This window comes from Stenotrophomonas sp. 62841_Sma (genome assembly GCF_056482945.1).
The window spans coordinates 4,229,436-4,256,142 of sequence record NZ_CM151224.1; the positions used below are offsets into that span (position 1 = coordinate 4,229,436).

The following is a 26,707-nucleotide window of genomic DNA, read 5'->3' on the forward strand; positions in this document are numbered from 1 at the left end:
CTCAGATGTGGGCGAGGATGTTCAACAGCCGCCCGAACGGGTCACGGACGAAGAAGCGGCGCACGCCCCAGGGTTCATCGGCGGGGCCGTACTCCAGCGCAATGCCGGCCGCGTGCATGCGATCCAGTACCTGTTGCAGATTGTCCACTTCGATCGACAGGTCCGGCACCGCGGTGCCGGATCCCCCTTCAGTGGCAAAGCTGACCTGCGCCAGCGCGCTGCCCTCGCCGCCATGGGTGACGATCCAGCCGTGGTCCATCACCACCGGCATGCCCAGCAGCTCGCCATAGAACGCTGCGGCACGCGCAGGGTCAGGCGTGGCGATGTTGGCGACGACACGTTTGACGGCCATGTGCGGCGGCTCCGATGCGATTCCCCATCCTCGCTGCTGCGTGCATGGCCTGCAAGCGGGCGGCGCTGAAACAGAAGAGCCCCGTCAGGGACGGGGCTCGTCATCAATCCTGCATTGCCACTGCTTACACAGCGCCGCAGCGATCCATGATGCAACGATCGTATTCGTACTGGCATTCCATCGCATCAACGCCACCGGACAGACACGCCTGGTAAGCCTTCCAACAGGGAAGATCGCATGGCGGAATCGGCCCAGCCACAGCAACCGAACCGCTGCAGGCCAAGGCGAACACCGCACCCGCGATCATTTTCCTGAAAGTACGCATCGACATCACTCCTTGATAAGCCTGGTGAGCCCAGGCCGGGCCACGGTAGCGAGGCCTCCGGGAGATGGAGTGAACGCCAGCGTCACGCCCAATTAACGTGTTCATAAAATTCCTGCCACATAGCTGGGGGGTATCGCCGTGCCTTGGCGTTAACGGTTTTGTAGTCCGTCATCCAAGGAAGTTGTCCGATGAATCACCCGCTGCACGGCCGTTCGTCCCACTCCCGTTCCCCGCTGCACAGCCGCCTGGCGCTGGCAGTCGCCAGTTCGCTGCTGCTGGCAAGTGCGCTGCCCGCCATGGCCAGCGAATCACTCGACACCTGGCAGCAACAGCGCCAGTTGCAGGCCGCCTGGGCGCAACCGGCCATGTCGGCGATCCCTTCTGCCCCGCCTCAGTTGCCGGTTGCAGCAGCCACGGCGGTTGCCAGCACCACGACGATTCCCGGCAATGCGGGTGACCCGTCCAGTTGGCGCACGGACGAATTCAATGCCGACTGGGGTCTGGGTGCAATGAATGCCCAATTTGCGTACGCGCGGGGGCTGACCGCCACTGGCGTCCGGCTGGGGGTGTTCGACAGCGGCACCGGCTTGGATCACCCGGAATTCGCCGGCAAGAATCATCGCAGCATCACTATTGCTGATCTGTTGAGCGATGGCAGCCGGTGTACGAACAGGACTGCATTGACGGGTCCGGATGCATGCTTCTCCAGTGCTGGCGATGAGGTGCAGGTTCAGCGGTATACGCTTGATCCCAAGATGCCCAAGTTCATTGCCGATCTGATTCTGCGCGACCCGCAGATTAGCGAGCTCCTGCGAAACGCATCCTATGAGGATCATGGCACCCATGTGGGTGGCACCATCGCTGCAAATCGGGATGGCGCAGGCATGCATGGCGTGGGATTCGGTGCAGATCTGACCGTCGCCAGATTGTTCTTTAACAGCGTCACCGAGATCTATCTCAAAGGACTCGGTCTTGATACGCGGGTTAAGTCCACAGGGCCAGAGAATTCGGCGCTTGTCGATCTATACGATCAGATGAATACCCAGGGCGTGCGTGCGATCAATCACAGCTGGGGATTGGCTGAAGAGCCCAAGTCAGCAGCTGAATTTGATAGCCGATACAGCGATCCCGAATGGCTTGAGAGACTCTCCATCTTCGCGGATGGCGCACGCGCCAGGGGCATGATTCAGGTCTGGGCAGCCGGCAACACTGATGTGGAAATTCCCACGCCTGAGGAAAGTCCGATTGCCGGCATATATGCAACCTTGCCGCGAGCCCTTCCCGACATCGAGCGGTACTGGCTCAGCGTGGTCAACGTCCAGGAGGACTTGACGCTGAGCAATCGATCAAACAAATGTGGCCTGAGTGCCAACTGGTGCATTGCGGCGCCTGGGACAGACATCAACTCAACTACCTACGACCCCTCTGCCCCGCCAACGGCAGATATTCGCACCGATGCGAATGGCAACATCTCGCTTGAAGTAACTCAGCGCGTGCCGACGCACGGCTATGGAGAGAAGAGCGGAACGTCCATGGCGGCCCCGCACATTACCGGTGCTCTCGGGCTGCTTTTTGAGCGCTTCCCCTATCTCGATAGCGCACAGGTCCGCGACGTGCTGCTGACCACCGCCCGCGATCTGGGCGATCCGGGCGTCGATGAGATCTACGGCTGGGGCATGGTCGACCTGCGCAAGGCCATCGAAGGCTACGGCTCGCTGCGCGTGGACACCAACGTGGTGATGAACCAGAAGGCCGGTGGCCTGAAGGTGTGGGAAGGCGATGCCTGGGATGACTGGACCAACGACATCGGCGGCCCCGGCAAGCTGATCAAGTCCGGCATCGGCTGGCTGCGCCTGAGTGGTGGCAACACCTTCAACGGCGCAGTGCTGCAGGACGGCACGCTGGAATTGAACGGCACCAACACACTCACGTCAGCGGTCGAAGTCCAGGGTGGCCAGTTCCTGCTCAACGGCTCGCTGGTCTCCACCGCCCTGAACACCACCGGAGGCGTGAGCACGGTCAGCAGCAGCGGCCTGCTGAAGGGCAGCAACCTGACGGTCAACGGTGGCGTGGTGTCCTTCAACGGCACGCAGACCGGCGGCACCACCACGGTCGGTGCCAACGGCCTGCTGAAGGGCATCGGCACGCTGGGCAACACCCGTGTGGACGGCATCATCGCGCCCGGCAATTCGATCGGCACGCTGACCATCAACGGCAACTACGTGCAGGGCGTAACCGGCGTCTATGCCGCCGAACTTGCCCCGGGCGGCCGCAGTGACCAGTTGCACGTAACCGGCACCGCCACTCTCGGCGGCACCCTGGTCGCACTGCCGGAGCCGGGTACCTACTACCTCGGCGAGCAGTTCAATTTCATCCGCGCCGACGGCGGTGTCAGCGGCCAGTTCGCGAAAACCGACTTCAGCGCGTTCTCGCCGTTCCTGCAGTTCAGCCTGGCCTACGGCGCCAATGGCACCCGCATCGACGTGACCCGGGGTGCCTCGCTCGCCAGCGCCGCCACCACGCCGAACCAGCGTGCGGCCGCGGCGGTGGCCGATGGACTGGCGATCAACCAGGGCCTGCCCAAGCCGCTGACCCAACTGTTCCCGCAACAGGTGGGTGGCGTGCTCGATGGCCTCAGCGGCGAGCTGCATCCGGCCACGGCGCTGGCCCTGGTCGAGGGCAGCCGCTATGTGCGCGATGCCGCACTGTCACGTCGTGCCGGTGCCACCGCACCCGGTGCCGATGCGGGTGATGCCACCGGCGCCTGGGTGCAGGCACTGGGCGGCAACAGCAAGCTGGATGGCAACAGCAACACCGCGCGCACCGACGCCAACAGCAACGGCCTGCTGGTCGGCATCGACCGCGAGTTCGGTGGCTGGCAGATCGGCGTGCTGGCCGGTACAGGCCGCACCGACGTGAAGCAGCAGGAGCGTCGTGCCAAGTCGAAGATCGACAACACGCACTTCGGCGCCTATGCCAGCCACACCTGGGGCGGCTTCGGCCTGCGTGGTGGCATGGCATGGAGCCGCAACGAAGTGAAGAGCACGCGTGATGTTGCCTTCGCCGGCTTCAGCGACAGCCTCAGCGCGCGCTACAACGCACGTACGCGCCAGGCCTTCATCGAAGCGGGCTACCGCTTCGGCAATGCGGAAGGCGGGCTGGAGCCGTACCTGCAGGTCGCCCGCGTGGAAGTGGACCTGAAGCAGGTCAACGAGCGTGGCGGCGCGGCCGCACTGCACGGCAAGGTGGACGACACCGGCACCACCATCGCCACCGCTGGCCTGCGCTTCGACAAGGGCCTGAAGGCATCGTTCCAGCAGGACAGCTGGCTGCACCTGCGCGGTGGCGTGGGCTATCGCCGCGCCTTCGGTGACCGCAGCCAGGTGGCCAACCTGGCCTTCGCCAACAGCAGCACCACCTTTGCAGTCGAGGGCGCACCGATTGCCGACAACGCCGTCGTGGCCGAGCTGGGCCTGGCAGCGTGGCTGACCCCGCGGCAGCAGCTGGAGCTGGGCTACAGCGGCCAGTTCGGCAGTGAAAGCCGCGACCATGGCGCCACCGCACGCTGGTCTGTGCGCTTCTAAACACGTGCTCTCTTGACGGGTTGGGGCGGCCTTGCGGCCGCCCCCTTTTTTGCCCGCCACCCAGCGTTATGCGCGATGCCGCAGCGCGGCGGCACCTGCCAGGCTGGCAAGTGGCAACAGCAACCCATAGGCCACCAGCGGCCACACGGTATCGCCGGGCAGCACGAGGGTAACCAGCGTGCCGATGCCTGCCACGATCAGGCTCTGCACGGCGTAGTACAGGGCCACCGCCGTACCTGACGCATCGGCGAAATCACGCAGCGCGCCGCTTGCAGCCACCGAAACCACCATCACCAGCCCCACCGCGATGCCCCACATGGGCAGCACCACTCCGACGAACGAGGGAGGCCACGCTGCGGCCAACGCCATCAGCAGTACCCCGGCCACCATCACCCACAGGCCACGCAGGAAGGTACCGCGCAGGTTCCAGCGGGCAATGCACACGTTCGCCATCCGCGCCGTGACGATCATCACCAGCGCCACCGTGGCGAAGGCCAGGCTGAACGACAGCGGCGAGTACTGCATGCGCCCGACCAGCAGCCGGGGCGCGACCGAGAAGAACACGAAGAACGTGCCCATGCCCGCACTGAAGCCCAGCGTGTAGACCCAGAACGCGCCGCTGCCGAGGATGCGTCGTAGCGCGGGTCGCGACGCGTCCCGGCACTGCGGGCGGGTTTCCTGCCAATGCCGTACCGCGCGCATGCCGGCGATCATGCCCAGTACGCCGAGCAGAACGAAGATCGCGCGCCAGCCGAAGGCGCCTGCCAGCAGCGCGCCGAGGATCGGTCCCAGCGCCGGCACGAAGGCCAGCATCGAGGCAAACAGCCCGTACAGCGACGCGCCTTCGGCTGTATCAGCATACACATCACGCACCGTGGCAAAGGTCGCCACCAGTGCCGCCGACGCTCCCACCGCCTGCACGGCTCGCCAGGCCAGGAATGCTGCGCCGCTGCTGGACATGGCGAGCGCGAACGACGAAAGCGCGAACAGCAACGCCCCCAGCAACAGGACCGGCCGCCGCCCGATGCGGTCGGACAACGGGCCGAACAGCAACTGGCCGAGGCCAAGTACCAGCAGGTAGATGCTCAAGGTGAGCTGCACCAGCGTCGGTGATGTCTGCAATGCCTGCGGCATCATCGGCACCACAGGAAGATAGATGTCCATGGCCAGCGAGGCCAGGAGGTCGAACGGCGCCATCAGCACAATGGCCGATGGCAGCGGGTGGGCCCAACGCGGGGCCTGTCGATTGAACATGGGGAGTCTCCGCCCAGAGTGAATCCGGCGGTGATCCATCCAATTCGCGTGCATCGCAGGGATGATCACCGCAACAACGTCTGCATCGTTGTTGCGGCTCAGCGAACTGTCTGCGGACCGTTCCCGTTGTTCATGGTGTCCATCGAATGCGAATGCAGGTGGCACCAGTGTAGCAATCGTCCACCTGCCGCGCGGCGCTCAGGCCAGGGGCAACATGTCGATGCGCCTGCACGGTGTCTCCTTCACCTGCTCGATCAGCCGCCGCACCACTGGCGAAGTCTCTGCCCGCCGGTACTGCACAGCGATGGTCGAGACGATGGTGGGGCCCGCCAGTGGCAGATAGATCATTCCGGGCAGCACCAGCGTGCGTTGCAGTACCGATGGCACGATCGCCACCGAACCAACGCCGACCGACACCTCGGCCAACACCGCCGCCAGATGCCCGGGCTGGGAACGGATACGTGGAATGAACCCGCCGCGGCGCCCGACTTCCATTGCGCCCACCGGCTGCTCCGGCATGACGAAACCCTCCCGGGCCAATGACGCCGGCTGCACCGGCGACCGGGCCTGCGCCAGCGGATGGGTTTCCGGCAGCGCCACGCAGAACTGGTCTTCGACCAGGGTGTGTTCGCCGAAACTGTCGGGCACATCCATCGGAGGCCGGCAGAACACCACATCCACCCGTCCTTCCTGCAGCAGCTGCGGGAGCTCGCCCATCGGCCATTCGCTCACCTGCAGTTCCACGCCCGGGTAGCGGCTGCGGAACCGGCTGAGCTGATCCTGCAATGCTCCGGCATACAGCGCCGAGCCGACGTAGCCGATCTCGATCTTGCCGATCTCACCCCGCCCCGCGCGCCGGCCCAGGGTTTCGGCCTGTTCGAACCGGCGCAGCACATCACGGGCTTCCGCGAGGAACACCTCGCCTGCCGAGGTCAGCAGCACCTCGCGCCGGCCGCGGTCGAACAGGCGCGTGCCGAGCCGACGCTCGATGTCTTGGATCTGCACGCTCAGCGTGGGAGTGGCAATTCCCAGGCGCAGGGCCGCACGACCGAAGTGCAGCTCCTCGGCCAGGGTGACGAAGTACTCCAGGTGACGGCGTTCCATGGGCGGCATTTCGTTAGGTTCAAGCTAACGTAACCAGAAAACACCGAGAATGAAACAAACACCGATCATTGATGGAATGGCCGTCCTCCCCTTCCTGCGAGTGACCGGTGCCGCCCTCTCCTCCCCCTTCGCCTGCACGGCACACGCTGCCTGACGCGGTCCTGCTGGTGGCCTCGCTGGGCTGCACGATGACCGTGCTGGAGACCAATGCCGTCGCGGTCGCATTGCCCAGCATCGCACGTGACCTGCACGCCGGATTCGCGGATATCGAGTGGGTGATCAGTGCCTACATCCTGTCCTTCACCTCACTGCTGCTGCCCGCCGGTGCGGTCGCCGACCGCTACGGCCGCCGCCGGGTGCTGCTGATCGGCATCAGCCTGTTCGCCCTCACCTCTCTGCTCTGCGCACTGGCGCCCGGTGCTGCCCTGCTCTACCTGGCGCGGGCTCTGCAGGGCATTGGTGCAGCCTTTCTGCTGGCACCCTCGCTGTCGATCATCGGCCACACGTACCACGAGGGGGCCGCCAAGGACACTGCATGGGCGTTCTGGGGCACAGCCATGGGCGTGATGATGGTGCTCTCACCGCTGATCGGCGGCGTGCTGTCCGCACTCTGGGGCTGGCGCGCGGTGTTCGTCGCGATCCTGCCGTTCCTGGGCCTGCTCGGCTACGGCACGCTGCGCTGGATACCCGAGTCGTCAGACAGCGTGGTCCGCCCGCTCGATCCGCCCGGCATCATCACGTTCAGCGCTGCCATCTTCGGCATCGTGTTCTTCCTGGTGGAAGGACTGGCAGAAGGATGGACATCGGCCCCGGCGCTGATTGGGCTGGGCCTGGCCATCATCATGGCTGTTGCCTTCGTCATCGTTGAACGGGCACGGTCACATCCCATGGTCGATCTCGGGCTGCTGGCCAGTCCGCGTTTCGTCGGCGCACTCATTGCCATGGTCGGCTATTCGGTCAGCGCACAGGTGATGGCATCGATGCTGCCGCAGTACCTGCAGAACGGCATCGGCCTGAGCGTACTGGCTGCCGGTGCTGGCATGCTTCCGTTCGCTGCGGCGATGCTGCTGTTTCCCAGCGTGGGCCGGCGGCTCGGTCGCCATCTGACCAGTCCGGCGGTGCTGGCGATCGGGCTGTCGGTCACCGCCGCGGGCAATGCCGTGGCCGGACTGGCCGCGTGGCAGCACCTGCCTTGGCTGGCACTCGTCGCAATGGTGGTGATCGGTGCCGGCGGCGGCATCCTCAATGGCGAGACATCCAAAGCCATCATCGGCGCGGCGCCGCGCGAGCGCGCCGGCATGGCCTCCGGCATCAGCGCGACCACGCGCTTTGTCGGCATCCTGCTCGGATTCACCGTACTGTCCAGTGCCTTGAGCCTGGGCATCCGCAGCGCACTGTCCGCAGCGGTTCCCGCGCGCAACGTACTGCCCATGGCCGATGCGATCGCTACCGGCACCTTCGCCGATGCGCGCACCGCCGCCTTCGCACAGGCGATCTACAGCCATGGATTTGCCAGTGCACTGTGGACGTCGGCCATCGCCGCGCTGCTGGCCAGCCTTGCGGTGTTGCTGCTGGGCCGTAGCCGGTCTGCGGCAGAAGCACCATCCCTCCTGCAACGCCCGGAGCCGCGCGCGTGCGACTGAACCTCCCGCTGATCCTGTTTCTGTTCGCCATGCCGGTAGCCACCACAGGGGCGGCATCGTCCAGTTCTCCCATCGAACCACCTCGTGCAGCGCTGCTCAGCCAGATCGACCAGGGCATGGCGAACGCCGTGGCATGGGAGTACGCGTTCAACGCCATCGCCTCCTGTGATGTCGCACGGATCGACCACACCCTGCGCAACCAGCACGACAGCCATCCCGTGCAGGTCCAGCCGCTGCTGGATGCCGGCTACACCGCAACCTATCGCACGGCCGAACCCTATCCGGTCCTGCAGGACCGGCTGGCCACGCTGCGCGATGCGGAGATCGCCTGCATGGCTGTTGCCGATGGCCGCAGCCACGCCAATGTCATCGACCGTGCTTCCGCACTGCTGGCCTACATCGCCGGGCAACCGCTGTAACCATTGTCTCGATGCCCCATCGCATGCGCACCCCCACCATGGCGCCACGCCGCGCGCGTGCCCATGACTTCCGACGCCGCTACCGCCTGACCTGCGCCGCACTGGCCGTGCTGGCGGGCCTGCTGCTGGCGCGGGCCGCTGACGTCCAGATCATCCATCACCACTTCTACCGGCACCAGGCCGAAGCACGGATGCTCCGCCACCATCCGCTGCGCGCGCATCGCGGAACGCTGTACGACCGCCACGGCATCGTCATTGCCGGATCGGCTCCTGTGGCATCCCTGTGGATCGATCCGCGCGCCTTCTTCGACGCATCAGGTTCAGTCGAGCAGCTGGCCTCGGTACTGGAGGCCGATGCGACGGTGCTGACCAGACTGCTGGCGCGCAACCGGCAACGACGCTTCGTCTATCTGCCTGGCTTTCGTCGCGGCGATCCAGCCCGCCTTGAAGCACTGCAGGCCAGGGCCCCCATAGGCGTCCACCTGCAGCAGGAGTTCAAACGCTTCTATCCACAGTCGGAGCTGTTCGCGCAGACCGTCGGCATCACCGATATCGAAGGCCGTGGGCTTGAAGGCCTTGAGCGCCTGTTCGACGCGCGCCTGAGCGGACAGGCCGGCTACCGTGACGTCATCATCGATCGCAAGGGCCGCCCGGTCGAACTGCGCGACCGTGGCTGTCCGGCGCGTCCCGGCGAGGACATCGTGCTGTCGCTGGACAGCCGTATGCAGCACATCCTGCAGGCAGGAATCGGTCCGGCAGTACAGCGCTACGGCGCGGCTGCCGCCAGCATCGTGGTGCTGGAAGTCGGTACCGGCCAGATCCTGGCGATGGCCAACTGGCCCAGCTACAACAGCAATGCGCCCGGTACCGGCGCCGCCGATGCACGCCGCAACCGTGCGGTGACCGATGTGTTCGAGCCCGGCAGCACGGTGAAACCCTTCACCGTGGCTGCAGCGCTCGAGGCCGGCGTGATCACGTCTGCCAGCACGTTCGACACCCACCCAGGCTGGATCCGCAATGGGCGCTTCACCACCCGTGACTATCGGGATCTGGGCGTACTGGATACCAGCGACGTCCTGAAGAAAAGCTCAAACGTGGGCATATCGTTGATTTCGCACCGCCTGAGCCGCGAGCAGCTGCACGCGATGTTTGCCGCACTGGGCGCAGGGCATGTCTCGGGCAGCGGATTTCCCGGCGAGCGCAACGGTGTACTGGCCGCTCCTGCTGCATGGAGCGGCACCAGCAAGCAGACCCTGGCCTATGGGTACGGGCTGTCGATGACCACGCTGCAGCTGGCCAATGCCTACGCGACGCTGGCCAACCATGGCCTGCGCGTGCAACCGACCTTCGAGCATGGTCGCGCAACAGCGATGAGCCGTGCCATGCCTGCAAACGTGGCCGACCAGGTGATGGACATGATTGCCACCACCACCGAGCCCAGCGGCACCGCGACGCGGGCCCGCATCAGCGGCTATGCCATCGCCGGAAAGACCGGAACCGCGCGCAAGGCGGCTGCCGGTGGATACGCGCGCCACTACATGTCCCTGTTTGCGGGGGTCATACCAGCGCGACATCCACGCTATGCGGTCGCCGTGGTAGTGGACGATCCCGATGCACGCCGCGGAGGCTACGGTGGTGGAGCAGTCGCAGCTCCCATCTTCAGCGAGCTGATGGGGCGCGTTCTGCACCTGCAGGACATCGCGCCCGATGCGCCACGCTGAGTCCTGCACGCCGCCTCCAGGTTGGCCGGGGCAGCCACGCTGCCCCGACCGTGGCGGCCCCGGGGAGAAGGCCGCCGATGATCGTCAGGCCGCCTTCATGGCGTGCTTGCGAGCACGCATCACGTTATGGCACTCCTGCACTTCAGGCAGAAGCTGGGTGACTTCCTGGCGCACGGCCGGCGGCAGTTCGTTGTCCTTCAGCACGTCCTTGAACGCGCCAAGCAGCCGGTCTTCGGACTCTTCCAGCTCGGCCACGTAACCATAGTTGGTGTCGCCGAATGCAGCGCGGACCTTGCCATAGAACTGCTGCATCGAACCGACCACGGTGCCGTGCTCGGCCGGCTTGCCACCGCTGGCAGCAACGGAGCCACTCAGTGCGGCGACGATGCGGCCCTTGACGCCGGCAATACGAGTGAACAGGGCCGACAGTTCGGCATCCTTCACCTTGGTCGCAGCTTCCTCGTAGAACGACTTTCCGTCGCGGGCGATCTCGATCAGATCGTTGAGGCGGTGTTCGATGGTGGACTGGGTGCTCATGGAATCGCTCCTGTGTGCTCGATGGTCTATGGAGAATGACAGCGCGAGTGCGTTGCCTTCGGGACCACTGTGGAGGTTTGAATGTGCCGAGTGGGTGAGTACGAATTGATGCATGCATCACCACCCTCAACGCGCCCTGACTCCCTCATCCCGTCGCATTTCCGCGTTCACGGTACCTGAGCAGAACGCCGACGATTCACCATGGCGCGATGACGATGATCAGCGTCACCAACAGTGCGATGGCAAGCACCAGCAACAGCACATGCCACTGCTTCCACGTGGGTCTTGGTTTGCCGGGGATATTCATCGGATGTCTCCTGGAGTCTGTCATCAGCCCGCAGCCAGACTGAAGCAGAGCACCCTTGGTGCGCGTCGCGGTTTCGTGCATGGCCTGTGCATGAACGCTGTATCCGGCGCGCGACGATAACGCGTCCATAACGTAATCGAGTTGTAAACGGAGTGTTAGGTTCCTTCCGATTCCGCACAGCGGGATTTCAGATCGGTTTCCACGCAGCGATGCGGAAACCCATTCAACTGGATTTGGAGAGAGCCAAATGCACTACAAGTACACCCTGCTTTCCCTGGCAGTGGGCACGGCCTTGGCCGCTGCCTGGTCACCGGCCGCGCATGCGCAGGATGACAGCGATAAAACACCGAAGAACCTCGATCGCATCCAGGTTACCGGTTCGGCCATCCGCAGCGTGGATATCGAAACGCAGCAGCCGATCATCGCCATCACCCGCGCGATGATCGAGCAGCAGGGCTTCACCACCATCGCCGACCTGCTGCAGAACCTGACCTCCACCGGCGCGCCGACCATTTCGCGTGCGCGCGCGTTGGCGTCCGGCGAGAACGTTGGCGGCTACTACGTCAACATCCGCAATCTAGGTGCCACGCGCACCCTGGTTCTGGTCAACGGCAAGCGGCTCGGCGCCACCACCAGCGGCCTGCAGGATCTCAGCCAGATTCCGATGAGCGCGGTGGAACGCATCGACGTGCTGAAGGACGGCGCCTCCTCGCTGTACGGCTCGGATGCAATCGCTGGCGTGGTCAACATCATCACCCGCAAGAACTACGAAGGCCTGGAAGTGTCCATGCAGCACGGGCAGTTCAGCCAGGGCGATGGCAAGGACAGCACGTTCTCGCTGGTCACCGGCGCCCGTGGGGAGCGTGGCGGGTACACGCTCGCACTGGAATACCAGAAGTCAGACCCGGTGTTTGCCCGCGACCGCGAGTTCTCCCGGTACGGTGGCGCCGGCCCCAACTACCCGGGCGCGGACTGGAGCAACATCAGCCAGAACGGTTCCTGGTGCGACCCGGCGCTCTACAAGTGCAATACCGGTGATGCCGTATTCAAGACCCTCAATCGTGGCGGCGATCCGAAGAACCCGAACGACTACCACCCGATCACGCCGGCCGAGTTCGCCAACGGCAACGACCAGATGCACCTGCAGACCGGCATCGAGCGCCGCTCGCTGTTCCTGAGCACGGACTACGCCCTGACCGACCAGATCAAGTTCACTGCCGACATCGGCTACAACGAGCGCACCACCGACCAGCAGATCGCGGGCTACCCGTACCAGTCGACCAAGTTCGGCACGCCCCTGGACGCGGCCAGCGTATTCAACCCGCTCGACCACGGCATCGCGTTCAATCGCCGCCTGTGGGAAGTGCCGCGCACGACCGAAAGCAAGCTGAAGTCGCTGCGGGTTGCACCCAGTCTGTCCGGCTACTTCGAGCTGGGCACCAAGACGTACGACTGGGAAGTCGGCGCGTTGTTCAACCGCAATGAAGTTACAAAAACAGGCCGTGGCGACATGAGCCTGATCGCTTCCCGGCAGGCATTGGGGCCCTCCTACCTCGATGCCAACGGTGTGGCCCGGTGTGGCACGGCGGCATCGCCGGTCTCGGGTTGCCTGGCCTGGAATCCTTTGCTGCCGTTCGGGGTCGCGGGGGCTGGCTCTCTCTCCGATCCCGAACTGCAGCGCTTCTTGTTCCCGACGTTCAACGATACCGGCATCACCAAGACCCGCAGCTACTTCGCCAACATCTCCGGCCCGGTGATCGAACTGCCTGCCGGTGACCTGTCCGTCGCCCTGGGGTATCAGTACCGCAAGGAAGAAGGCCGCTTCGTGCCCGATGCCTTCGCCCAGTCGCGCCAGAGCACTGCACTGGGCGCATCCACCACCGCCGGCGACTACAGCCTCAACGAGTTCTTCGCCGAAGTGAACGTGCCGATCCTGCGCGACCTGCCGTTCGCCAAGGAACTGACCGTGAACCTGGCTACGCGCTACTCCGACTACAGCAACTTCGGCAGCACCACCAACTCCAAGGCGAGCTTCGCCTGGCGTCCGATCGAAGAGCTCATGATCCGTGGCACCTTCGCCGAAGGCTTCCGCGCACCGAGCATCTCCGATCTGTATGGCGGCCTGGGCACCAGCTTCGAAACCTATGTCGACCCGTGCGGCATCGGCGCCACCAACAGCGTCAACGGCAATGCCGCCTGCAACGCCGCCGGCGTCCCGCTGGGCTACCAGCAGCTGAACCAGAGCCTGAAGCCCTGCGCCAGCTATCCGTGCGCCACGCCTGACGAGTTCACCACCGGCTCCGATCCGAAGCTGCGCCCGGAAGAGTCCAAGAGCAAGACCGTGGGCGTGGTCTGGAGCCCGCGCTGGGTGGACGGGCTGGACATCAACCTCGACTGGTACAGCTACAAGATCACCAACATGATCATCCAGGACAGCGTCGATCGCATCCTGCGTGACTGCTACGTGCTCGGCAACGCTTCGCGTTGTGGCAGCGTCAAGCGCGCTGGCGATGGCCACATCACCAGCATGTTCTACGGTCTGGCCAATCTGGGCTCTATGGAAACCGAAGGCTGGGACCTGGGTATCCGCTACCGCCTGCCCGAGTTCTCGTTCGGCCGCTTCACCATCGACCTGCAGAACAGCTATGTCTCCAAGTACGACGAGGAGAACCAGAACTCGGCCGGCGATACGATCATGATGGGCCGGATCGGCCAGCCGGGAATTTCCCGCCTGCGCTCGAACCTGGGTGTGAACTGGCAGCTCGGCAACTTCAGCACGCAGTACACCGTGCGCTACTACTCCGGCATGGTTGAAAACTGCGTACCGAACCGTCCGTGCACCCTGCCCGACCGCTACGCCTACGGTGAGCCGGATGCCCTGCGCAAGGTCGGTTCCAATGCCTTCCACGATATCCAGGTCAGCTACAAGCTGCCGTGGGACGGCACCGTGGCGCTGGGTTCGAACAACGTGTTCAACCACCAGGGCCCGATCATGTTCTCCAAGCCGTCCAGCTCCTTCCCCTATTACGGCGGCTTCGATATCGGCCGCACCGTGTACGTGAAGTACTCGCAGCGCTTCTGACGGGCAGGTCCGTGCTCGTGGCCGGCGGAAGGGGAGTCCGCCGGCCACGATGCACACCGCCTCCACCCAATCTCCATCGTTTTTCGACGGAATCTCCAAGGTTCCCGGCAACACTTGATGTCATGACGGCTAAGGAGCAGGACCGCATGGATCGCCACGCGCCCCGACACTGCACACCCGTCTCCAGGTTCACCACTGAATGTGACGGTGTGGCCGGGTTCCGATCTTCCGGACATGCCGCCGCAAGGGAAGTACGAGATGACGACGGCAGTTCGCACCGGCCTGACCGACCTGGTCGCTGACGCGCAGCGGTACCTGCGCAGGATTCTCCCCGGGCTCGCCTCGGCAGTGCATCCACTTGCTTCATTGCATGCCATTCCCCACGCGATGGCATCGCGCTACCACCTCGCCGGGCTGATGCTGTACGGGGAAACCCCCGCCATGCTCGCCGTGGCCCGCGAGCCGGGCGAATCCAGCACCCGTGTGATCCAGGATGTGCGCTGCCTGCGCTCTGCAGCGAATGCACTGGTGCTGTACGTCTCGCCCTATCTCACGCCGACCCAGCGCCGCTTCCTGGTCGAGAACCACATCGACTTCGTGGTCCCGCACACCCAGTTGTTCGCGCCGAGCCTGGCCATTGAGTTCCGCGACGACCCCGATCATGAGAAGAAAGCCATCTCGCTGCTGCCTTCGGCGCAGGCCGTACTGATCCACGTGCTGCTGAGTGGCCAGACGCGCTGGTGGTCACCGCGCGAGATCAGCGCCGCCGCCGGCTACACCTCGATGACGGCGTCGCGCCTGTCTGCCGAACTGGTCGGTCGCGGCCTGGTCGAGCGCTCCACCGGTGGCCGCGAGCGCTTCCTGAAGCTGGCCGGCAACCGCGACGAGGTCTGGGCCAGGGCACAGCCGTTCCTGCGTTCCCCCATCCTGAAGGAAGTGGATGTCTGCTGGGGCCCGACCGCCGAGGCACTCCGCGATGCGGGGCATCCGGCGCCGATGGCAGGCCTCGATGCGCTTGCTGAAACGTCACCGCCCCCGATCGGTGGCACCCGCGCACTGCACATCGATGCGTGGCGGTTGCTGGGCGCACTTCCCATGCCCGGCCCGGACTGCCTTCAGAGCGCACGGCTGCAGATCTGGGCCTATCCGCCGGCATTCACCAGTATTGGCGATGTGGTTGACCCGCTTTCGCTGTATCTCAGCCTGCAGGGCAAACGCGGCCATGATGCAGACGCGCTGCAACAGCGGGTGGAACAGGCGCTGAGTGGAGACACGTATCCCGCATGACCGAAGCCCTATGCGGGCTGCTCGCTCGGCACTGCGGCGGCGCGCCTGGCGCTGTACTCAGCGAACACCACGCCGGACACCGCCAGCAGGCCACCACCCAGTACCCAGCCACTGAGCGATTCTCCCAGCAGCAGTACAGCCAGCGCGACGGTCACGATCGGCACCAGGTTGAAGAAGCCAGAGACGCGCGCAGCGCCCAGGCGTGACAGTCCGGTCATCCAGGTCAGCGGCGCCAGGATCGAAGCGCACACGGCGGCGAAGCCGATGCAGCCGACCGCCGTGAGGTTGTTCACCCCGGTGCCGACCAGCAGCTGTACCGGCAACAGGATCAGCGATGCAGCGGTGGCCTGCAGGAACAGCGACTCCAGCACCGACAGCGGAATTTTCCAGCGCTGCATCAGCACGTTGTAGGCGGCGAACGCCAATGCACCGATCAGCATGATCGCGTCGCCGCGGTTCAGGCCCTGCGCTGCCAACCGCGCCAGGTCGCCCTGCGAGACCACCGCCACCACGCCGACGGTGGAGATCACCGCGCCAAGAATGGAAGTGCCTCGCACCGGATGGCCCATGAACACGCGCGACAGCGCCAGCGCGATCAACGGAATCAGCGCCTGGATCACCCCCATGTTGGTGGCCGAGGTGAAGTGCGCCGCATAGTAGGCCAGGCACTGGTACATCACCCCACCCAGGCAGCCCAGCACCAGGAAGCGCCCGAGATTGGCGCGCACGGTCGGCAGGTTTTCGCGCAGACGTGGCAGCGCCAACGGCAGCAGGACCACCGCCGCGACCAGCCAGCGGAAGAAGCCGATGTCGATGGGACCGACCGAGCCCGAAGCAAGCTTGGTAACGATGGTGTTCGCGCCCCACAGCAGGCAGGCGAGGATCGGGAAAAGATAGTTCACGGAACGCGGGTGTACGTAGGGGAATGGCCAGCGTACGCTTGGCGCATATCGAGGACATCCCGAAAATGCGCCACACCGACCCCGGCTTGCGGCAACCGATGGAGCCAATCCCCACCTTCCACCAGCTGCCCGGTCCGATCTACTTCCGGCAGGGTGCGATGGAGCCCACGGACTGGGGCACGCACAGCCATCCGTGGGGCCAGTTCAACTTCGTCGCGCAGGGTGTGATGGAGATGAAGATCGACGGCGAATGGATGGTGTCCCCGCCGCACTACGCGATCTGGATTCCACCGGGAATGGCCCACTATTCGCGCAACCGCTCGCAGCTGGCCTACCGCTCGGCCTATCTGTCGCCGGCCTTGTCACGCCGCTTGCCTGATCGCTGCCGTGCACTGGAAGTCAGCCCGCTGCTGCGCGAGCTGCTGCACGAACTGGCACGGCAGGGCGTGACCGATCCGCAGACCCCGGCCCAGCGGCGTATGGCCGCCGTGGTCATCGACCAGATCGTCAATGCGGCCGTTCTGCCCAGCTTCCTGCCGATCGCCAGCAGCGATGCACTGAAGCAGGTGATGGCGTACATGGAGAAACACCTGTCGGTGGCCGAATCGGTTGCCGAAATCGCGCAGCGGCACCATATGAGCGTGCGCAAGCTGGAGCGCATGGCACGCAGCGAGCTGGGCATGTCGCTCGGCGACTGGCGTGGACGGGTGAAGTTCGTGCGCGCCACCGAGGCGCTGTGCACCCGCCGGCCGATCAGCCGGATCGCCGAGGAGCTGGGCTATTCCGGCGTCAGCGCCTTCGCTGAGATGTTCAAGCGGCACGCGCAGTGCACGCCGGATCAGTACCGGAAGCTGCATCGGGCGGGGTGAGGCCGGCCTAGAGAGCGATCAGCAGGTCCACAAGCAGCCTCGGCAGGAACAAGGCGGCCAGAACGCAGGCAAACAGGATGAGAATGACCTTTGCCGTCAATGGGCGACGGCGGGGATTGCTGAAATAGAGGTGCAGATCGCGCAGTTCATCTTCCAGTCCCCTCCGCACGCCTGCGTTCTGTGTACCGGGTTCGAGCAGCTGTCGCTCAAGCGCCTTCAGGCGCTTCATCAGCTCACGCGGCGGTGTAGCCCGCAGGATCAGCTGATTGAGCTCCTGAAGCCGGCGCGCCTGCGGCATCAGCGCTGCCACGAGATCATCCGGCGGAAGCTGTGAGACCCATCGCTGGGCGTCCGCATCCATCTCAGCCTGCAGCACATCGCGTTGCTGCTGCAGTTCGGCCAGGGAAGTGCGGCGCTGCCACATGAGGAGGCACAGGTGTGGTGGGTGGCGGGCAGTGTATCGCCCGCCGTCCCGGGAAGGGTGTCGATTTCCCGCCCCGTCGTTCGTCGGAACAGGAAAGGCAGGCCCTTCGACCTGCAGGAGTGCCACGATGTGCCCGATCCTCACCGCCTTCGCCACTTCCCCGGACCGCGGCCAGGGCCTGGCCCGTGACATGCGCGTGCGCTGGGCGCTGGAGGAGCTGGGCGTGCCCTACAACGTGCAGCTGCTCGGCTTTGCCGAGCTGAAGCAGCCCGCGCACCTGGCCCGCAACCCCTTCGGGCAGATCCCCACCTGGCAGGACGGCGGCCAGGTCCTGTTCGAATCCGGCGCGATCGTGCTGCACCTGGCCGAGCAGCATGCCGGCCTGCTTCCTGCTGATCCAGATGCACGCATGCGCGCGATCATGTGGGTGTTCGCTGCATTGAATACGGTGGAGCCGCCCATCGTCGAGCGCTCGATGGCCTGGGTGCTGGAGCGCGAGCAGCCCTGGTATGCGCAGCGTCTGCCAATGCTCGATGAGCGCGTGCGTATGCGGCTGTCACAGCTGTCCGCCTGGTTGGGATCGGCGTTGTGGCTGGAGGGCGAGTTCAGCGCCGGCGACCTGATGATGGTTTCGGTGCTGCTGCGCCTGAAGAGCAGCGGCCTCCTCGATGAGTACCCGCAGGTGGTGGCCTATGTGGGCCGTGCAACGCAGCGCCCCGCCTACCAGCGTGCGTTTGCTGCGCAGCTGGCGGTGTTCCAGAACGCCTGACGCTACGCCCGTGGGCAGGCTTCAGTGCAGACTGCGCCGACATGCGGTCTGCACCAGCATCAGCTGCGCCACCAGGATCAGCATCGCGCAACCTGACAGCAGCCACGGGTCGATATACCACTGCGCGTTGAAGCTGAAATCTCCGGCGGAAATACGCTTCCAGCCGTTGAAGTGCTGCATCGCCGCGACCACGAATGCGAAGCCGCCCGCGGTATACGACAACCACGGCACGATGAGGCCGCCCGGTCGTGCAAACAGCGTCAGCACACCCAGCACGCCGATGACCGTGCGCTGCACGCGGCAGTACGGGCAGACATAGGCCATCCCACTCCATTCCACCGCCCAGGCCAGCAGGCTGACCAGCACCGCCGCGCCTGCCGCGATGTAGAGGACTCTGGGTGAGATCGTCATGCTGCCATCGTGTGCCATCCCGTGTTCCTTCGTTCAAAGACCCCGGCAGGGTAGCAGCGCGGCAGGTTCAATCCTTCTTGAAAACCGTGCGCTTGCCGATCGGGCTGCTCTTGCGCGCCGTCGGCCGGGCCAGGCCAGGAATCAGGAAGTCGGTCACCTTGTGGCCCTTCTGCACCTTGGACGCCAGCCAGCGCGGCATGCGCCCGCGGCCGGACCAGGTCAGGCGCTTGTACTCCGGGTCACGGTACTTGGCAGCCACGTTCCCGGTTCTGCGCCGTGCCGGTTTCCGGCGGGGAGCGGCCTCTTCGTTCGCCTCTCCGCCGAACAGCTCTTCGAGGGTATACCCCGCTTCTGCTGCTGCGGCCTTCAACATCCGCCGTACCGCACTGGCCGGACGGCGGCTGGAAATCAGCTGTTTCCGCTGTTCAGCGGCAACTACCAAGGCGCCCAGCTCCCGAAGGCTGAGCGATTCAATATCAATCGTCATGGGAGAAAGGTCTCCTGCGGACGGCCAGCTGTCAAGGCGCCTTGCCCTTGGCGTAGACACGGGCTTCACTGCCGGTGGGCTCCGATCGCCTTCGCCGGCCATCTCCGAGGACACCGACGTGAGCCACTCATCCCATTCGCTCGCTTACCTGCTTGCACGCATCCTGCTGATGGCGCTGTTCCTCATCTCCGGCCTGGGCAAGCTCGGTGATCTCAGCGGCACCCAGGGCTACATGGAAGCGATGGGCGTGCCCGGCATCCTGCTCTGGCCCACCATCGCCTTCGAGATCGGCAGCGGACTGTGCATCCTGTTCGGCTTCCAGACCCGGCTGGTGTCGATCGTGCTGGTGGGTTTCAGCCTGGTCACCGCTTTCATCTTCCATCACAACTTCGCCGACCAGACCCAACAGATCATGTTCCTGAAGAACCTGGGGCTGGCCGGTGGCTTCCTGCTGCTGGCCTGCACCGGGGCCGGGCGGTACAGCATTGATGGCAGAGGGCGGCGCGGGTAAGCGCCGATCGGCGCCCCCCACGCGCTAGCGCCGAAGCTCAGCCTCCGGCGCCAATGTGTGGATCACCTTGCCCTGCGCATCGAGGAACTCGATCGCACCGTAGCCTTCCGCAGTGACAGTCAGGCGCAGTCGCGTGCGGTCTGCCTTGTCGTTCAAGGCGATGGCCGGCGTGCCGTCAGGCCCGACCACCAGACCGATGCGGGTCGGTGCTTGCACCCCAGGAATCAGCTTGTTGCCCAGCGCAGGCTCGCGGATCAGCTTCGGCGCCTGGTTGATCGAAAAACTCACCGCGCCGTCCGGCGATACCCGCCAGCCGATCGCATCCATCGCCGGATGGTCCAGCGCAAGCACCGCCATGCCGCCGTCGACATCGGCGGTGCCCAAGCCACCGCGTTCGCTGCCCTTGTCGTCGTACAGCACCATGCCGGCCACGTTGAAGGCGCGCTTGTACTGCAGGCCATCGATGATCGGTGCCGGTGTCTTTCCGGACAGCGTCATGCGGATCACCCCCGTGTCATCGACGATATCGATGCGCCGTGCGGTGATGCGCTCGTGGTCCGGTGTTGCTACGCGCGTCTGCGGTGCCTTGTCGACGATCAGGCGTTGCAGGGTGTCAACCGACGGGCGCCTGGGTGAGTCGGACGGCTCGGCAGCGGCAGGCAGTGCCGCAAGGGTAGTCAGGGCGACGAACATACGGGCACTGCGCTTCATGCGGGCTCCTTGTCGTACGGATCGGCGGAAGCCGCATCATGCCACCCTTGCAGCGCCCTCTCATGAGGGAGGCGGAATTTCCGGCAGCTGGAGCCCCTGTGCCAGGGCGAATGCACGTGACGCGCGCCAGTACGCCTCAGGCGGCCTCTGCAGTTCGGGCCGGCTCCAGTAGTCATTGATGTGCAGTACGCTCATCACGTCGACCCATGCAGCGCGCGCATCGTGGACGCACATGCGCCAGCGATGATGCGGCGGAAAGTACGCGTAGTACTCAAGCGCCTGCCGCTGTGCCTGCTCTTCGGCAATCCCTGCCTGATGGATCAACGTCCACGCATGCATATGGCGCGCGTGCGCAAGCGCACCGAGATACTCATCCTCATCCAGCAAGGGAATCGGCTCGCCGCGCGCCAGGCACAGCGCGTCCAATTCGGTGTCGTACTCCAGCGACGGCTGCAACAGTTCCGGGTTCTGGTGCCAGTACCCTTCGCCCAGCACATGCAGCATCGCCCAATGCCAGGGCTCGTCGTGGAAGAGCAGTTCGTGCTCGTATTCGTGGCCGGCGGCCTGGTCCGGATAGCGTTCGCGTGCCTGTTCGATTGCCAGCGCTTCGGGAATCTGGCCGTAGCGCACCAGGCACCAGGCGAACAGATGCCGGCTGTCTTCGATTTCAGTGGTGAAGTCTTCCACCGGGGCGCGGGTGTCGGGCATGTTCGATCCTTGCGTGTGGATCAGATGTTGCCTTGAAGGCAGACCAGCAGCCGTTCATGCATGCTGGGTTGGTGGGCCCACCAGGATTCGAACCTGGAACCAAGGGATTATGAGTCCCCTGCTCTAACCGTTGAGCTATAGGCCCTGCGCAGCTTTACAGTGTAGTGGAGCCTGCGCTCAACCGGCTACCCGCCAGCGCCAAGACACACTGAAAAACCCTCAGCCATCGCTGCGCAACGCCACGCGCCCAGGCTTGCGCAACAGCTGGCTCACCCAAACCGCGCGCCCATCTCCCGCACCCGCTCGGCGTTCGCCCCCGCCAACGACCGCATTGCCGGCGACTGGATCCGCCCGTCAACAGCCACGCACTGCCAGAATGCTTCAGCCACCGGTGCCGCCCAGCGCAGATGCTGCAGATCACCACTGCCCAGCGGCGCGACCGGCGACAGCGGCTCGTCCGCGCGCAACACGCCCAGCTTTGACGGCGCCAGCGACATCGGCAGCATGTCGTAGACCGGCGCCAGCGGCAGCGGGCCGCGATCAATGAAGTGGAAGGCGATGTTGCCGTGGTGCATGTCGCTGTTGCCGATCAGCCGCCCGAACGCATGGCGTCGGCCCATCGCCTGCACGGTGTCGGCCGTCAGCCAGCCTTGATCACGCAGTTCGGCGCCTGCAATCGGCCACGCTGGGGTGACCTCGCCGGTGAACGCAGACGATAGCGACAGCAGCGAGACCAGGCCTCGCCGCCCCAGCAGATCGGGCGTGCGGTCGAAGCGCTCGATTTCCAGGAAGGTGTGCGTGGGCGACTGCAGCAGTTCGCTGGACGCCGCGGCTTGTCCGGACTCGCGCAGGGCCTCAAGCGCCAGATGTTCGCAGACCAGCAGATCGCTCCAGCGCTGGGCGGCGGCGCCTTCATCGGGCTGCGCGAACTTGACCAGGACCGAGCGGCGCCTGCCGTAGTCCTCTACGGTGGCGGTGAACTTGGGTTGCTCGCCACCCGGCGAGGAGCCCACGTCCTCTCCGTCCAGCGCAGCACGCGCACGCTCGCGATACTGTGCAAGACGATCGTCGGCCGCAACCCGATCGATCGGCACCTGCAACGTCTCCATCGCCGCCTCCACGGCGGCGGTACCGAGCAGCAGATCGCCCGCTTCAGTCCCGCCAGCGGTTACCAGGGCCATCAACACATCGTCCGGTTGCCAGCTCTTGAGGTCCTTCGGCAGGCCGAGCGCCTGCGCACGGCCATGGGCGAAGCTGCGACCAAGAAATCCCTGCGGTCGCAGGTCATCCAGGTACCACGGCAAGTCAGGAAAGAAGGCGGCAACGTCACCTTCGGGCGCGCGTCGCAGGTTCGGACAGTCAGGCCCGGCATCGACGTGGAAGCCGCCTCCTACCAGCGCAATTACCCGCCCCAGCTCCTCCAGCGTCGCATCTTCACGCAGCCGGTACAGCGGCCATTCGCTGCCGGCCCGGGTGGGCCGCCGCAGTGCATAGGCGGTTGCCCGGGTGCTGCCCATGCGCACCACCTGCGGGCCACTGGCGGCCACCAGCCGGCTGAGCGCCATCCGGTCCACCCCCAGACGCTCGGCCAGCGCCGCGGCAGGTAGCGGCTGGCCGGGGGCCAGCTGAGCGATCAGATCCAGTACCTGTGGGCGTTGAGCGCGTGGCATGTGCATTACGTAATACGAAATTTGTTACGTAATTAGCATCAAAAAAGCGGGACTGCAAGCGCGGCCGTGCACCTATGAGCTTGAAAATAATGGACATATTCACGAAGAGCCAGCTTCGACGCGGGCCTTCCGTTACATTACTTGTTACGTAATCATAAGCCTCAGTCGAGCAAAGGCTCGGCTTTACAGGGATATGGTGGGCAAAGAAAAACCCCGCCGAAGCGGGGTTTCTCTCAAGGCTTCAACAGCCGCTGGAAATCAATCGATATCCAGGAAGCTGCGCAGTTGCTCCGAGCGGCTCGGGTGACGCAGCTTGCGCAGGGCCTTCGCTTCGATCTGGCGGATGCGCTCGCGGGTCACGTCGAACTGCTTGCCGACTTCCTCAAGGGTGTGGTCGGTGTTCATGTCGATACCGAAGCGCATGCGCAGCACCTTGGCTTCCCTCGGGGTGAGGCCGGCCAGCACGTCGCGCACGGTTTCAGACAGATTGATGTTGGTGGTGTTCTCGATCGGGGACTCCACGTTGGTGTCCTCGATGAAGTCGCCCAGATGGGAATCCTCGTCGTCGCCGATCGGGGTTTCCATCGAGATCGGCTCCTTGGCGATCTTCATCACCTTGCGGATCTTGTCTTCCGGCATGTCCATTTCCTTGGCCAGCTCCTCCGGCGTAGCCTCGCGGCCGTACTGCTGGAGCATCTGGCGGGAAATGCGGTTCAACTTGTTGATCGTCTCGATCATGTGCACCGGAATACGGATGGTGCGCGCCTGGTCGGCGATCGAGCGGGTGATCGCCTGGCGGATCCACCAGGTGGCGTAGGTCGAGAACTTGTAACCGCGGCGGTACTCGAACTTGTCCACGGCCTTCATCAGGCCGATGTTGCCTTCCTGGATCAGGTCGAGGAACTGCAGGCCGCGGTTGGTGTACTTCTTGGCGATCGAGATCACCAGGCGCAGGTTGGCCTCGACCATTTCCTTCTTGGCCTTGCGCGCCTTGGCTTCACCGTAGGCCATGGCACGGCTGATTTCCTTCAGCTCTTCCAGGTCCAGCTGGGTCAGCTTCTCGATGTCGATCGTCGCCTGCTGTTCGGCGATGATCTGGTCCTTTACTTCGCGCAGGGCCGAAGACCACTTCTGCTTGCGCTTCAGCGCATCTTCCACCCATTCCAGATTGGTCTGGTTGCCTTCCCAGGAACGGATGAAGTCCTTGCGCGGCATGCGGGCGGTGACGGTCGCCAGATTCAGCACGCGGCGCTCATGGGCCTTGATCGACGCCATGGTGTCGCGCAGCTGCTTGGTCAGCACGTCGGTCAGCGGCAGCGGCAGCTTCAGGGTGACGAACACCGCCGACATCTCTTCGCGCAGGCGCGGCAGGTTCTTCTTGTCGCCCTTGGTGGCGGCCTTCTTGAAGGCATTGAAGGCATCGCTCAGCGCCTGCATGCGCGCAGCGACTTCCTCCGGATCCGGACCGGTCGGTGCGGCTTCTTCCTCGCCACCCTCGACATCATCGTCCTCGTCCTCGTCGCCTTCGGCGTCGGCATCATCGCTGTCATCGGACGCGGCAGCGGCCGGCGCAGGCACTTCATCGGCCAGATCGTTGAAGCCGACGATCACTTCGGCCAGGCGCTTCTTGCCTTCCTTGTGGGCTTCGTAGTCGGTCAGCAGCGACTCGACCGAGACCGGGAACTGGCCCAGGGCGGCCTGGACCTGCGAAAGGCCTTCCTCGATGCGCTTGGCGATGGCGATTTCGCCTTCGCGGGTCAGCAGCTCGACGGTGCCCATTTCGCGCATGTACATGCGCACCGGGTCGGTGGTACGGCCACCTTCGGTGTCGAGCGCGCTCAGCGCGGCGGCGGCTTCTTCGGCCGCGGTGTCATCGACTTCGCGGTTACCGGTGTTGCCATCGTTGAGAAGCAGGGTTTCCACATCCGGCGCAACTTCATGGACATCGATGCCCATGCCGTTGATCATGCCGATGATGTCTTCGATCTGTTCCGGGTCGACCATGTCGTCCGGCAGATGGTCATTGACTTCGGCGTAGGTCAGGTAGCCCTGTTCCAGGCCCTTGCTGATCAGTTGCTTGATTTCGGATTGGGCAGGACGTTCGTTGGCCATGTAGTGCTCGCGCCACCGGCTAGGGAGAAATAGGGAACGTAGCATTATACCAGCCCGGGGCCCCGCCTGCCGGGCGGTGGTCCCGCAGGCTCAGGGCCTGAGAAGGAAGGTCACGGGACCGTCATTGACCAGGCTGACGACCATATGGGCACCAAATCGGCCCGTTTCCACCCCTGGCGCGTGATTTTCACGACAGATCTCGACAAATCGATTGAACCCGCGTTCAGCCTCGTCCGGCGGTGCGGCGCTGGTGAAGCTGGGCCGCATGCCCGAACGGGTATCGGCCGCCAGGGTGAACTGGCTGACCAGCAGCAGGCCGCCGCCGGTGTCGCGCAGCGAGCGGTTCATCTTCCCGGCCTCGTCGGCGAACACCCGGTAGCCCAGCAGGCGCTCGGCCATGCGCCGCAGCTGGGCCTCGGTATCGCCCGGTTCCATGCCCACCAGCGCCAGCAGGCCCGGACCAATCTGGCCGACCGCTTCGTCATCGACGTGGACGGCAGCCTGGCTGACACGCTGGATAAGGACGAGCATCGTGGGCTCCAATGAACGGGGCCGGCCACGATAGCAGCGCCATTGGCTAAACTGGCGCAGATGAATCCGCAACGCAAAGCCCGGCTGGTCTACCGCGCCACCACCCTGTTCGCCCGCCTGCCCTGGCCGCTGCTGCGGGGAATCGCCCGTGCCCTGTCCTGGACCTGGATCAGTCTCAACGCCCGTGAGAGCCGCGTCACCCGACGCAACCTGGAGCTGGCCTACCCGGACCTGGACCGCGCCACGCGCGACCGCCTGCACCGGGAGCTGCTGCGCTCCACCGCCCTGCAGGCCATCGAGACCCTGCGCCTGTGGAGCCAGGCGCCGGCCGACAACCTGCGCCTGCACCTGAAGCAGCGCCACGGCGAGGCCCTGTACGACGCGGCCCTGGCCAGCGGCAAGGGCGTGATCGTGGCCGCACCTCACTTCGGCAACTGGGAGCTGCTGAACCAGTGGCTGGCCTCGCGCGGGCAGATCGCCATCGTCTACAAGCCACCGGAGGACGAGGCCAGCGATGCCTTCCTGCAGCTGGTGCGGGGCGGCCAGAACGTACAGCAGGTGCGCGCCGAAGGCCCGGCCGTGCGCCAGCTGTTCAAGGTGCTCAAGGACGGCGGTGCCACCGGCATCCTGCCCGACCAGCAGCCCAAGGCCGGCGATGGCGTGTTCGTGCCGTTCTTCGGCGTGCAGGCGCTGACCATGACCCTGGTCAACCGGCTGGCCGAGCGCACCGGCGCCACCGTGCTGTATGGCTGGTGCGAGCGCATCGGCCCGGACATGGAATTCGCCCTGCACATCGAACCGACCGACCCCGCCGTGGCCGACCCCGACCCGCAGGTGGCCGCCACCGCGCTCAATGCCGGCATCGAGCGCATTGCCCGCCGCGATCCGGCGCAGTACCAGTGGACCTACAAGCGCTATACGCTGCGGCCACCGGGCAGCGGCGAGGAAGACCCGTACGCGACCGAAGAGCATCCGCACTGACGGCCG

Annotated in this window: 24 protein-coding genes and 1 tRNA gene; 10 read left to right on the forward strand and 15 right to left on the reverse strand. The window is 65.1% G+C overall.

Going from position 1 to position 26,707, the window contains the following annotated elements:
- Window position 1: 1 nt before the first annotated feature.
- Both ACZK5G_RS19730 and ACZK5G_RS19735 read right to left on the reverse strand, forming a co-directional pair.
- The gene (locus ACZK5G_RS19730) at window positions 2-352 is read right to left on the reverse strand and encodes a VOC family protein (RefSeq protein WP_478464496.1); all 351 of its coding nucleotides are present in this window, start codon (window positions 350-352) and stop codon (window positions 2-4) included.
- A 124-nt stretch (window positions 353-476) separates the two neighbouring features.
- Window positions 477-677: a hypothetical protein gene (locus ACZK5G_RS19735; RefSeq protein ID WP_080291777.1), complete on the reverse strand. Its 201-nt coding sequence runs from the start codon at window positions 675-677 to the stop codon at window positions 477-479.
- 188 nt (window positions 678-865) lie between these two features.
- On the opposite strand from ACZK5G_RS19735, the gene ACZK5G_RS19740 reads away from it, so the two are divergent.
- Complete coding sequence (locus tag ACZK5G_RS19740) at window positions 866-4,261, forward strand: autotransporter domain-containing protein (RefSeq protein ID WP_478464498.1); 3,396 nt, start codon at window positions 866-868, stop codon at window positions 4,259-4,261.
- Window positions 4,262-4,327: 66 nt separating this feature from the next.
- On the opposite strand, the gene cml is transcribed toward ACZK5G_RS19740, so the two are convergent.
- Complete coding sequence (cml, locus tag ACZK5G_RS19745) at window positions 4,328-5,515, reverse strand: CmlA/FloR family chloramphenicol efflux MFS transporter (protein ID WP_478464499.1); 1,188 nt, start codon at window positions 5,513-5,515, stop codon at window positions 4,328-4,330.
- A 198-nt stretch (window positions 5,516-5,713) separates the two neighbouring features.
- A complete protein-coding gene (locus ACZK5G_RS19750; protein WP_032128595.1) occupies window positions 5,714-6,619 on the reverse strand; it encodes a LysR family transcriptional regulator in 906 nt (301 codons plus the stop codon).
- 107 nt (window positions 6,620-6,726) lie between these two features.
- Between ACZK5G_RS19750 and ACZK5G_RS19755 the strand changes: the two genes are divergently transcribed.
- The 3 genes from ACZK5G_RS19755 to ACZK5G_RS19765 are packed head-to-tail and all read left to right on the forward strand — an operon-like array spanning window position 6,727 to window position 10,402.
- Window positions 6,727-8,262, forward strand: a complete 1,536-nt coding sequence (locus ACZK5G_RS19755) for an MFS transporter (protein WP_478464501.1) — start codon at window positions 6,727-6,729, stop codon at window positions 8,260-8,262.
- Window positions 8,253-8,681 carry a hypothetical protein gene (locus ACZK5G_RS19760; protein WP_032128576.1) on the forward strand — a complete coding sequence of 143 codons (429 nt, stop codon included), beginning with the start codon at window positions 8,253-8,255 and terminating at the stop codon, window positions 8,679-8,681. Before ACZK5G_RS19755 ends, ACZK5G_RS19760 begins: the two co-directional genes overlap by 10 nt.
- Window positions 8,682-8,704: 23 nt before the next feature.
- Complete coding sequence (locus ACZK5G_RS19765; RefSeq protein WP_478464503.1) at window positions 8,705-10,402, forward strand: peptidoglycan D,D-transpeptidase FtsI family protein; 1,698 nt, start codon at window positions 8,705-8,707, stop codon at window positions 10,400-10,402.
- Window positions 10,403-10,486: 84 nt separating this feature from the next.
- On the opposite strand, the gene ACZK5G_RS19770 is transcribed toward ACZK5G_RS19765, so the two are convergent.
- Window positions 10,487-10,939, reverse strand: a complete 453-nt coding sequence (locus tag ACZK5G_RS19770) for a PA2169 family four-helix-bundle protein (RefSeq protein WP_005419568.1) — start codon at window positions 10,937-10,939, stop codon at window positions 10,487-10,489.
- 554 nt (window positions 10,940-11,493) lie between these two features.
- On the opposite strand from ACZK5G_RS19770, the gene ACZK5G_RS19775 reads away from it, so the two are divergent.
- Both ACZK5G_RS19775 and ACZK5G_RS19780 read left to right on the forward strand, forming a co-directional pair.
- A complete protein-coding gene (locus ACZK5G_RS19775) occupies window positions 11,494-14,328 on the forward strand; it encodes a TonB-dependent receptor (RefSeq protein ID WP_032128574.1) in 2,835 nt (944 codons plus the stop codon).
- Between the two features lie 258 nt (window positions 14,329-14,586).
- A complete protein-coding gene (locus ACZK5G_RS19780) occupies window positions 14,587-15,615 on the forward strand; it encodes an IclR family transcriptional regulator (RefSeq protein ID WP_458073897.1) in 1,029 nt (342 codons plus the stop codon).
- Window positions 15,616-15,623: 8 nt separating this feature from the next.
- Here the strand turns inward: ACZK5G_RS19780 and ACZK5G_RS19785 are convergent, their stop codons facing one another.
- A complete protein-coding gene (locus tag ACZK5G_RS19785; RefSeq protein ID WP_478464504.1) occupies window positions 15,624-16,517 on the reverse strand; it encodes a DMT family transporter in 894 nt (297 codons plus the stop codon).
- Window positions 16,518-16,582: 65 nt separating this feature from the next.
- Between ACZK5G_RS19785 and ACZK5G_RS19790 the strand changes: the two genes are divergently transcribed.
- The gene (locus ACZK5G_RS19790; protein ID WP_279912463.1) at window positions 16,583-17,386 is read left to right on the forward strand and encodes an AraC family transcriptional regulator; all 804 of its coding nucleotides are present in this window, start codon (window positions 16,583-16,585) and stop codon (window positions 17,384-17,386) included.
- Window positions 17,387-17,393: 7 nt separating this feature from the next.
- On the opposite strand, the gene ACZK5G_RS19795 is transcribed toward ACZK5G_RS19790, so the two are convergent.
- Entirely contained in the window at window positions 17,394-17,810 is a 417-nt protein-coding gene (locus ACZK5G_RS19795; RefSeq protein WP_032128572.1) for a hypothetical protein, read from the reverse strand.
- A 127-nt stretch (window positions 17,811-17,937) separates the two neighbouring features.
- Here ACZK5G_RS19795 and ACZK5G_RS19800 point away from each other — a divergent pair, with 127 nt between their 5' ends.
- Window positions 17,938-18,579, forward strand: coding sequence for a glutathione S-transferase family protein (locus ACZK5G_RS19800; protein ID WP_478464506.1), 642 nt, complete (start codon window positions 17,938-17,940; stop codon window positions 18,577-18,579).
- Between the two features lie 21 nt (window positions 18,580-18,600).
- Here ACZK5G_RS19800 and ACZK5G_RS19805 read toward each other — a convergent pair whose 3' ends face one another.
- Together ACZK5G_RS19805 and ACZK5G_RS19810 are read right to left on the reverse strand one after the other, a co-directional pair.
- A complete protein-coding gene (locus ACZK5G_RS19805) occupies window positions 18,601-19,008 on the reverse strand; it encodes a hypothetical protein (RefSeq protein ID WP_478464508.1) in 408 nt (135 codons plus the stop codon).
- Window positions 19,009-19,057: 49 nt separating this feature from the next.
- The gene (locus ACZK5G_RS19810) at window positions 19,058-19,477 is read right to left on the reverse strand and encodes an H-NS histone family protein (RefSeq protein ID WP_478464510.1); all 420 of its coding nucleotides are present in this window, start codon (window positions 19,475-19,477) and stop codon (window positions 19,058-19,060) included.
- 118 nt (window positions 19,478-19,595) lie between these two features.
- On the opposite strand from ACZK5G_RS19810, the gene ACZK5G_RS19815 reads away from it, so the two are divergent.
- Window positions 19,596-19,988, forward strand: a complete 393-nt coding sequence (locus ACZK5G_RS19815) for a DoxX family protein (protein ID WP_032128569.1) — start codon at window positions 19,596-19,598, stop codon at window positions 19,986-19,988.
- 24 nt (window positions 19,989-20,012) lie between these two features.
- Here ACZK5G_RS19815 and ACZK5G_RS19820 read toward each other — a convergent pair whose 3' ends face one another.
- From ACZK5G_RS19820 to dtd, 6 genes are all read right to left on the reverse strand, one after another.
- On the reverse strand, window positions 20,013-20,699 hold the full coding sequence (locus tag ACZK5G_RS19820; RefSeq protein ID WP_248858325.1) for a hypothetical protein: 687 nt from the start codon (window positions 20,697-20,699) through the stop codon (window positions 20,013-20,015).
- Between the two features lie 60 nt (window positions 20,700-20,759).
- Window positions 20,760-21,407, reverse strand: a complete 648-nt coding sequence (locus tag ACZK5G_RS19825; RefSeq protein WP_121504310.1) for a hypothetical protein — start codon at window positions 21,405-21,407, stop codon at window positions 20,760-20,762.
- 69 nt (window positions 21,408-21,476) lie between these two features.
- Window positions 21,477-21,552, reverse strand: a tRNA-Ile gene (locus tag ACZK5G_RS19830).
- 124 nt (window positions 21,553-21,676) lie between these two features.
- A complete protein-coding gene (gene yjjJ, locus ACZK5G_RS19835) occupies window positions 21,677-23,077 on the reverse strand; it encodes a type II toxin-antitoxin system HipA family toxin YjjJ (RefSeq protein ID WP_478464512.1) in 1,401 nt (466 codons plus the stop codon).
- A 258-nt stretch (window positions 23,078-23,335) separates the two neighbouring features.
- The gene (gene rpoD / locus ACZK5G_RS19840; protein ID WP_032128565.1) at window positions 23,336-25,189 is read right to left on the reverse strand and encodes an RNA polymerase sigma factor RpoD; all 1,854 of its coding nucleotides are present in this window, start codon (window positions 25,187-25,189) and stop codon (window positions 23,336-23,338) included.
- A 90-nt stretch (window positions 25,190-25,279) separates the two neighbouring features.
- On the reverse strand, window positions 25,280-25,720 hold the full coding sequence (gene dtd / locus ACZK5G_RS19845; protein ID WP_049401012.1) for a D-aminoacyl-tRNA deacylase: 441 nt from the start codon (window positions 25,718-25,720) through the stop codon (window positions 25,280-25,282).
- A gap of 60 nt (window positions 25,721-25,780) precedes the next feature.
- On the opposite strand from dtd, the gene ACZK5G_RS19850 reads away from it, so the two are divergent.
- Entirely contained in the window at window positions 25,781-26,701 is a 921-nt protein-coding gene (locus ACZK5G_RS19850) for a lauroyl acyltransferase (RefSeq protein ID WP_032128563.1), read from the forward strand.
- Window positions 26,702-26,707: the final 6 nt, after the last annotated feature.

Excerpts from the sequence above, each read along its gene's own strand:
- ACZK5G_RS19730 (WP_478464496.1), bottom strand. The coding sequence starts at position 352 with ATGGCCGTCAAACGTGTCGTCGCCAACATCGCCACGCCTGACCCTGCG.
- ACZK5G_RS19735 (WP_080291777.1), bottom strand. The coding sequence starts at position 677 with ATGCGTACTTTCAGGAAAATGATCGCGGGTGCGGTGTTCGCCTTGGCC.
- ACZK5G_RS19740 (WP_478464498.1), top strand. The coding sequence starts at position 866 with ATGAATCACCCGCTGCACGGCCGTTCGTCCCACTCCCGTTCCCCGCTG.
- cml (WP_478464499.1), bottom strand. The coding sequence starts at position 5,515 with ATGTTCAATCGACAGGCCCCGCGTTGGGCCCACCCGCTGCCATCGGCC.
- ACZK5G_RS19750 (WP_032128595.1), bottom strand. The coding sequence starts at position 6,619 with ATGGAACGCCGTCACCTGGAGTACTTCGTCACCCTGGCCGAGGAGCTG.
- ACZK5G_RS19765 (WP_478464503.1), top strand. The coding sequence starts at position 8,705 with ATGCGCACCCCCACCATGGCGCCACGCCGCGCGCGTGCCCATGACTTC.
- ACZK5G_RS19770 (WP_005419568.1), bottom strand. The coding sequence starts at position 10,939 with ATGAGCACCCAGTCCACCATCGAACACCGCCTCAACGATCTGATCGAG.
- ACZK5G_RS19775 (WP_032128574.1), top strand. The coding sequence starts at position 11,494 with ATGCACTACAAGTACACCCTGCTTTCCCTGGCAGTGGGCACGGCCTTG.
- ACZK5G_RS19780 (WP_458073897.1), top strand. The coding sequence starts at position 14,587 with ATGACGACGGCAGTTCGCACCGGCCTGACCGACCTGGTCGCTGACGCG.
- ACZK5G_RS19790 (WP_279912463.1), top strand. The coding sequence starts at position 16,583 with ATGCGCCACACCGACCCCGGCTTGCGGCAACCGATGGAGCCAATCCCC.
- ACZK5G_RS19795 (WP_032128572.1), bottom strand. The coding sequence starts at position 17,810 with ATGTGGCAGCGCCGCACTTCCCTGGCCGAACTGCAGCAGCAACGCGAT.
- ACZK5G_RS19800 (WP_478464506.1), top strand. The coding sequence starts at position 17,938 with ATGTGCCCGATCCTCACCGCCTTCGCCACTTCCCCGGACCGCGGCCAG.
- ACZK5G_RS19805 (WP_478464508.1), bottom strand. The coding sequence starts at position 19,008 with ATGGCACACGATGGCAGCATGACGATCTCACCCAGAGTCCTCTACATC.
- ACZK5G_RS19810 (WP_478464510.1), bottom strand. The coding sequence starts at position 19,477 with ATGACGATTGATATTGAATCGCTCAGCCTTCGGGAGCTGGGCGCCTTG.
- ACZK5G_RS19820 (WP_248858325.1), bottom strand. The coding sequence starts at position 20,699 with ATGAAGCGCAGTGCCCGTATGTTCGTCGCCCTGACTACCCTTGCGGCA.
- ACZK5G_RS19825 (WP_121504310.1), bottom strand. The coding sequence starts at position 21,407 with ATGCCCGACACCCGCGCCCCGGTGGAAGACTTCACCACTGAAATCGAA.
- yjjJ (WP_478464512.1), bottom strand. The coding sequence starts at position 23,077 with ATGCCACGCGCTCAACGCCCACAGGTACTGGATCTGATCGCTCAGCTG.
- rpoD (WP_032128565.1), bottom strand. The coding sequence starts at position 25,189 with ATGGCCAACGAACGTCCTGCCCAATCCGAAATCAAGCAACTGATCAGC.
- dtd (WP_049401012.1), bottom strand. The coding sequence starts at position 25,720 with ATGCTCGTCCTTATCCAGCGTGTCAGCCAGGCTGCCGTCCACGTCGAT.
- ACZK5G_RS19850 (WP_032128563.1), top strand. The coding sequence starts at position 25,781 with ATGAATCCGCAACGCAAAGCCCGGCTGGTCTACCGCGCCACCACCCTG.